The sequence below is a fragment of the uncultured Paraglaciecola sp. genome (genome assembly GCF_913020055.1).
Taxonomy (GTDB): Bacteria; Pseudomonadota; Gammaproteobacteria; order Enterobacterales; family Alteromonadaceae; genus Paraglaciecola.
Genome location: NZ_CAJWCF010000153.1, coordinates 1 through 6,531 on the forward strand (window position 1 = coordinate 1; position 6,531 = coordinate 6,531).

General features: G+C 41.2%; 6 protein-coding genes. 3 read left to right on the top strand and 3 right to left on the bottom strand.

Going from position 1 to position 6,531, the window contains the following annotated elements:
- The 3 genes from QZ488_RS20635 to yihA all read right to left on the bottom strand — a co-directional run.
- Positions 1–506: cytochrome c (locus QZ488_RS20635; RefSeq protein ID WP_293752290.1), on the bottom strand; the 506-nt coding region annotated here is incomplete at its 3' end.
- Complete coding sequence (gene soxC / locus QZ488_RS20640; protein ID WP_293752292.1) at positions 490–1,752, bottom strand: sulfite dehydrogenase; 1,263 nt, start codon at positions 1,750–1,752, stop codon at positions 490–492. The genes soxC and QZ488_RS20635, both read right to left, overlap by 17 nt.
- 11 nt (positions 1,753–1,763) lie before the next feature.
- Positions 1,764–2,405 carry a ribosome biogenesis GTP-binding protein YihA/YsxC gene (gene yihA / locus QZ488_RS20645; protein ID WP_293752294.1) on the bottom strand — a complete coding sequence of 214 codons (642 nt, stop codon included), beginning with the start codon at positions 2,403–2,405 and terminating at the stop codon, positions 1,764–1,766.
- An 88-nt stretch (positions 2,406–2,493) separates the two neighbouring features.
- On the opposite strand from yihA, the gene QZ488_RS20650 reads away from it, so the two are divergent.
- The 3 genes from QZ488_RS20650 (at position 2,494) to ccsB (ending at position 6,402) form a co-directional block, all read left to right on the top strand.
- Positions 2,494–3,102 carry a c-type cytochrome gene (locus QZ488_RS20650; protein ID WP_293752296.1) on the top strand — a complete coding sequence of 203 codons (609 nt, stop codon included), beginning with the start codon at positions 2,494–2,496 and terminating at the stop codon, positions 3,100–3,102.
- 70 nt (positions 3,103–3,172) lie between these two features.
- On the top strand, positions 3,173–5,200 hold the full coding sequence (locus tag QZ488_RS20655; protein WP_293752298.1) for a cytochrome c biogenesis protein ResB: 2,028 nt from the start codon (positions 3,173–3,175) through the stop codon (positions 5,198–5,200).
- 44 nt (positions 5,201–5,244) lie between these two features.
- Positions 5,245–6,402 carry a c-type cytochrome biogenesis protein CcsB gene (gene ccsB, locus QZ488_RS20660; RefSeq protein ID WP_293752300.1) on the top strand — a complete coding sequence of 386 codons (1,158 nt, stop codon included), beginning with the start codon at positions 5,245–5,247 and terminating at the stop codon, positions 6,400–6,402.
- The last annotated feature ends 129 nt before the right edge of the window (positions 6,403–6,531 follow it).

Below are 6,531 nucleotides of genomic sequence, written 5' to 3' on the forward strand. Positions count from 1 at the left end.
CCATCACGATTGGGCATCGTTACCCGAGGTAGTGTTTCTTCATTGAGTTCAAAATCTTCAGCAATTATAGCATCTTGGCTCAATATATAGGCACTCAGTGCATAAACTTCATCTGGTGTTAGTGAAAATGGGGCGTTAATCGGCATTGAACGACGAATGTAATCAAACAATGTTGTGGCATATGGCCAATAACTATTCACCGTTTTTTCTGGGTAATCACTTGTTAAAGAGCCAACTTCACCAACTAAGGGATCAGCACTGGCACCAATAGCTTCAGGGCCGTGACAAACTGCACATTTTAGGGCAAATATTTGTTGTCCTTGTGCTGCAAAACCTTTGCCTTTTGGTAGTGCTTTACCATCGGGTGCAATACTGAGATTCCATTGTGTTTGTTGACTTAGTGCTTCAGCAGGTTTACCAAGTGATTGGTGGTCGCTTTCAGCATGGCTATAACTTGCTAATAATAGAAGTAATGTGGTGGTAAAAACCTTAGAAACCGTAGACATGATTAATATCTCCTTCTTCCGTTATTTCCCAGCTGACAATTGCGTTGTAGTGGAAAAATCCATGTTTACCACGATTTTCAATCAGTGCTTCTCGCGAGGGTTGAACATAGCCTGTTTCATCAGTTGCTCGGCTTTGTAAAATGGCATATTCACCTTGCCAATGCCACGGTAAGCTAAAGCGAGTAAAGGCTTTATCAAGAATAGGGCCTTGCAGCTTAGCGTCAACCCAGCTATCACCGCCATCAGCAGAAATCTCAACACGGGTGATTTTGCCTCGGCCAGACCAAGCAAGCCCTGAGATCTGATAGATGCCAGGATTGTCTGGCAACATCATGCCTAATGATGGTGAAGTGATAAGAGATTTAGCTTCATTGATAAAGGTAAACTGGCGGGCAGAGCCATCTGGCATCAATTCGGTATATTGAGATGTTTCATCACGCGACATAATAGGTTCATCTGTTAGGCGTAATTGACGCAACCATTTAACATTCAAAATACCTTCCCATCCGGGTAGTACTAAACGCATTGGATAGCCATTTTCGGGTCTTAATCGTTCGCCATTTTGATAAAGAGCAAGTAAGGCATCATCCAGCAGTTTTTCTAGAGGAATACTAATATTTAATGCGGCGGCATCAGCCCCTTCTGCAATTACCCATTTAGCTGAAGTTTGAATGCCTGCTTCTTTGAGTAAGAGTTTAAGGGGAATACCTGTCCATTCTGCATTGGACACGAGTCCATGTGCGTAACCTGCTTGAGATTGAATTGGGTTACTACGCCAGCCACTATTACTATTGCCACCACATTCAATAAAGCAGATTCGAGAAACCATGGGGTAGCGCATTAAGCTCTCAATATCAAAACTAAGAGCTTGTTCAACCATTCCATCAATTAATAGAATATGTTGGGTAGGATCTATTTGTGGCACACCATTGTGATGACGTTCATAGTGCAAGCCATTGGGAGTAATGGTGCCTTGTAAATCATGCAAAGGGGTCCAAGAAACACCATTACCTGGTGCTGCAGGATTGGCTGAGATCCAGCGGATAACCTGCTGTTCATGTTTGGATGGTTGGCCATAATTGCCAAACTCGCCACCAGGTGCTCGCATCCATTCTGGTAAATTATCGGGGAATTCGAGTTTATCTGCATTAACTAAGAGTGGTAGGCTAACTGTGCCGGCTAATGCGCCCCCCAAAGCAGCTTTTTGTAAAAACTGACGACGACTTTGTACTGGGGGCTTGTTCACGATAATAATCCTTATTCTGTTTGCTCTGTTTCTTTAGATGTTGCAGAAATACTTTCATCGGGAATGAACCAGCGATCGAGTTGCTCAATAGCTTCTTCTTTACCCGATTTTTTTAATGAAGAGAATAATTGGACACCTGATTTTAGATTTTGTTCTTTTAGCTTAGCCTTCACTTGGTGCAATGTAGCCATTGCAGCACCATGTTTAAGTTTGTCAGATTTGGTTAGCAATATATGAACCTCTAATTCCGCATTATTGGCCCATTTGATCATTTGTAAATCAAATTCTTTAAGTGGGTGACGAATATCCATCATTAACATCAGTCCGCGTAAGGATTGCCGCGTTTCTAGATATTTTCCTAAGGTTTGCTGCCAACGGATCTTCATTTGTTCAGGTACTTTGGCGTAACCGTAACCTGGTAAATCAACTAAAGCACGATCATCATCCATCGCAAAAAAGTTAATCATTTGAGTCCGACCGGGTGTTTTACTAATTCGCGCAAGTGATTTTTGATCGGCAATGGTATTGATTGCACTTGATTTACCAGCATTGGAGCGCCCTGCAAATGCGACCTCAATGCCTCTATCTATAGGCAGTTCTGATAGTTGGGTTGCACTAATGGTGTAGTGGGCTTGGCGATAAATTTGTGACATTAGTAGTGACTCAGGGTGCAAAAAAACAGTAATAAGAGTAGCATATTCGAAGTTTTGTTTAATTGAATGTTCAATTTGGGAATTGATAATGAAAAAATTGTTAATAACAACATTAGCGCTTTTAACTGTGGGTGCTATGACGCCAAGTATGGCTGCGGGCGATGCATCGGCGGGGAAAGGTAAGGCAGCGGTTTGTGCGGCATGCCATGGAATGGATGGTAATAGCCCTTCGGATATGTTTCCGAAATTAGCAGGTCAAGGCGAAGCTTATTTAGTAAAACAACTAAAAGAATTTAAAAGCGGTGTTCGCAGTAATGCGGTCATGGCACCCATGGTTGCGGCTTTGTCTGAGCAAGATATGGCAGATTTAGCAGCTTACTATGCGGGACAAAACACGGCGCCAGCAGCAACATCGGAAGATTTAGTTGCGGCAGGACAAGCTGTTTATCGAGCAGGCAATAAAGAGTCTGGTGTACCTGCATGTATGGCATGTCATGGTCCAACGGGTGCCGGTGTTCCTTCTGCTAAATGGCCAGCATTATCAGGTCAACACGCTATTTATATTGAAGCGCAATTAAACTTGTTTGCTACAGGATCACGTAGCAATGATTCAAACAGTATGATGCGTGATATTGCTGCAAAAATGACAGCAGATGAAATTAAAGCAGTATCAAGTTATGTTGCTGGCTTACACTAAAAAATAACTCTACTTGAAAGCCGTATAGGTGTAACAACCATGCGGCTTTTTTTATATTTGGTGTTTTTTAATGCCGATTTTAAATGGTTTACCTTCTATGTCTGATGATAGTCGTCCTCAACTTCCTCGCCATACTTTAGGCCAGAGAATATTCCATTTTCTTGGCTCAATGGATCTGGCCATAACATTGTTACTTGCACTGGCAATTGCATCGGTCATTGGTACGGTACTCCAACAAAATCAACCTTATACTGATTATTTAATTAAATTCGGACCGTTCTGGTTTGATGTTTTTGAATCCGCAGGGCTTTATGATGTCTATAGCGCCTTATGGTTTTTAGCGATATTGACCTTATTGGTCATTTCGACATCAACCTGTGTGATCCGTCATACACCAAGCATGATAAAAGACATGTGGAATCTACGAACACATGTGCAAGAAAAGTCACTCCGGGCAATGAGTCATAGTCATGAGTGGGATGTCAGCTCTTCCGTTGATGATAGCGTTAACAAATTAGCGACTGAATTAAGTCAACAAGGTTTCCGAGTTAAACAAACAGCAAAAGAAGAAGGGATCTTAATATCTTCTATGCGTGGCGGAATGAATCGCTTAGGCTATATCTTCACCCATGTGGCGATTATTGTTATATGTCTAGGTGGTTTGTTAGATAGTAATTTACCTTTAAAATTTGCTGAATGGCAGGGGCGAATTAAGATTGAGACTCGCGACCTAGCTACCAAGGATATACCTGCTATAAGTCGATTGCCTGTGGGGTCTAATGCCTTTAGAGGCAGTATTCATATTCCAGAAGGGCGCTCAGCCGAAGTTGCCTTTTTGGCCATGCGAGACGGTTATCTGGTGCAAGAGTTACCTTTTAAACTTGAAGTCCGTGATTTTCGTATTGAACATTATGCCACTGGGCAACCAAAGTCATTTGAAACAGACTTAGTATTATTTGATGATGAGTTAGAACAGCCTTTGGAGGTGACTATTTCCGTAAATCATCCTTTATTCTATAAAGGTTATGCTATTTATCAGGCGAGCTTTAGTGATGGTGGAACAGGCTTATCATTAGAAGCATGGCCATTAGATAGTGGTGCAGGAAATAAGCCTTTTAGTTTTGAGACGAAGGTGTTTGAAAATAGACAAATGCATTGGGGAGAAGAGAGTGCTCGTTTAGAGGTATTATCTTTCCGACCATTTAATATTAACCCCGACCCAAAGGAAGGTGATCCCGACAATCTTCGCAATTTTGGCCCTAGTTTTGGTTTTAAACTACGTTCAAAAACAGGTGAAGCTCGTGAATACCTAAACTATATGCTGCCAGTGCCACGTAATGGTCGTGACTTCTATTTAAGTGGTGTTCGCTCTAGTCAGGCAGAAGAGTTTGGCTATTTATACCTTCCTCTTGATTCAGAAGGGGGATTAACGGCTTTTAATCAATTCCTTAAACGTTTATATGATCTTGAGATTGTCGAATCAGTTGCTCATCAAATGATGTTAGAAACTCTGGCGTCTGTTGAACATAAAGATGATGATCTAGAGCAAAGCTTAGAAAACTCATTGATAAGCCTTGTTGCTATGTTTATGAGTGGTGGCTTTGCTGAAGTGGCTACGTTTATTGATACAACGTTGCCTGAGGCCGAGCGTGAAACTTTAGGCCCCGCTTATTTAAGTATGTTACGTGAGATGTTGGCAAGACTTTATTTTAGTGGATTTGAGCAGCCTGAATCAGATGCTGATACAGAGCAACAACTGACCTTCTTGCAAGATGCTGTTGATGCAATTGGTAGTTTCTCTCGCTATGGTTCACCGGTATATTTTTCATTAACTGATTTTGATCATGTCGAAGCCAGTGGCTTGCAAGTGACTCATGCACCGGGTAAATCTACAGTGTATTTAGGCTGTGCATTGTTAATTATTGGCGTGTTTTTGTTATTTTATTTACCACAGCGTCGCTTTTGGGCAATAGTAAAGAAAAAAGCTAATGGCTCAAATATAGTATTAGCCGGAATGAGTAATCGCAACCCTCGTGAATTTGATTTATTCTTTGAACAGATTAGTAAGCAATTAAAGCAAGTATCAGGGAACTCTTAGTCAACAATAAGGTTCTTAGTCTTGTATAAAATAGAGAGTAATTAATGAGTAATCGAATAAATGCACTTAATATTGAGAGTGATACGGCCTTAGCACAATGGTCATGGCGTGGCTTGATGGCTATTGCAGCAGTTGTTTTATTGCAATTATATTCAAGTGTATTTGATAGTTATGAAATTGGTATCGTCGTATTAACCGCCGTCAGTCTGGCCTTATTAGGTCAAAACTGGTCTGGTTTTCGTCGTCATGTCATTGCCGTCACAGTACTAAGTTTTATAGCGCTATGGCTCTATGGACAAGATCTTAGTCTAGGCGAAACAGACTTCTTTTTGAGTTATATCTTAGCTAGCCAATCTGCATTCATGTGGATGAGTGCTTTATTTGTGATGGCCACTGTTGCTTATTTTTCTGGATTGTTAATGCGTTCGAGTTTTACTGAGAAAGTGGCGTCAGGGTTAACATGGTCTGCAGCTACAATGGGCATGATCGGTTTAATGGTTCGCTGGCGTGAATCTTACCTAATCAGCCATGATGTGGGTCATATTCCCGTTAGTAATTTATATGAAGTATTCATTCTCTTTGCCATCATTACTGCATTACTTTATTTGTTCTATGAACGCCGCTATCAAACTCGCAGCCTCGGTGGCTTTGTATTACTGGTCATTACTGCCGCGGTTGCTTTCCAACTTTGGTATACATTTGAAAAGCAAGCTCATGAGATTCAGCCTTTAGTTCCTGCTCTACAAAGTTATTGGATGAAGATTCATGTGCCCGCCAACTTTGTGGGTTATGGTGCTTTTGCTATGGCAGCGATGATAGGTGTCGCTTATTTATTGAAATCGTGGTGCCAGACTGCCCGTCCACAGGGTTTATTGGCAAATGTACTACCTGAGCTAAGCATGATGGATGATTTGATGTATAAATCTATTGCATTAGGTTTTGCATTTTTCACTGTGGCTACCGTTTTGGGTGCCTTATGGGCTGCTGAAGCATGGGGTGGTTATTGGTCGTGGGATCCTAAGGAAACATGGGCTTTAATTGTTTGGTTAAATTACGCCGCATGGTTACATATGAGAATGACAAAAGGTTGGCATGGTAGACCAATGGCATGGTGGGCAGTAATAGGCCTATTTGTGACTTTATTTGCCTTCTTAGGCGTCAATATGTTTTTGTCAGGCCTACATTCTTACGGCACGCTATAAATACGTAGATCTTCTAAATAGTTAATTGAACAAAGGATATATCAATATGAATAAAATGATTAAAGCAGCACTATTATTAAGTGCATCATTATTACCCCTGTCATCAATGGCAATGCCGGAAGCATTTAT

Coding starts and splice junctions, on each gene's coding strand:
- yihA (WP_293752294.1), bottom strand. CDS start 2,405: ATGTCACAAATTTATCGCCAAGCCCACTACACCATTAGTGCAACCCAA.
- QZ488_RS20655 (WP_293752298.1), top strand. CDS start 3,173: ATGCCGATTTTAAATGGTTTACCTTCTATGTCTGATGATAGTCGTCCT.
- QZ488_RS20650 (WP_293752296.1), top strand. CDS start 2,494: ATGAAAAAATTGTTAATAACAACATTAGCGCTTTTAACTGTGGGTGCT.
- ccsB (WP_293752300.1), top strand. CDS start 5,245: ATGAGTAATCGAATAAATGCACTTAATATTGAGAGTGATACGGCCTTA.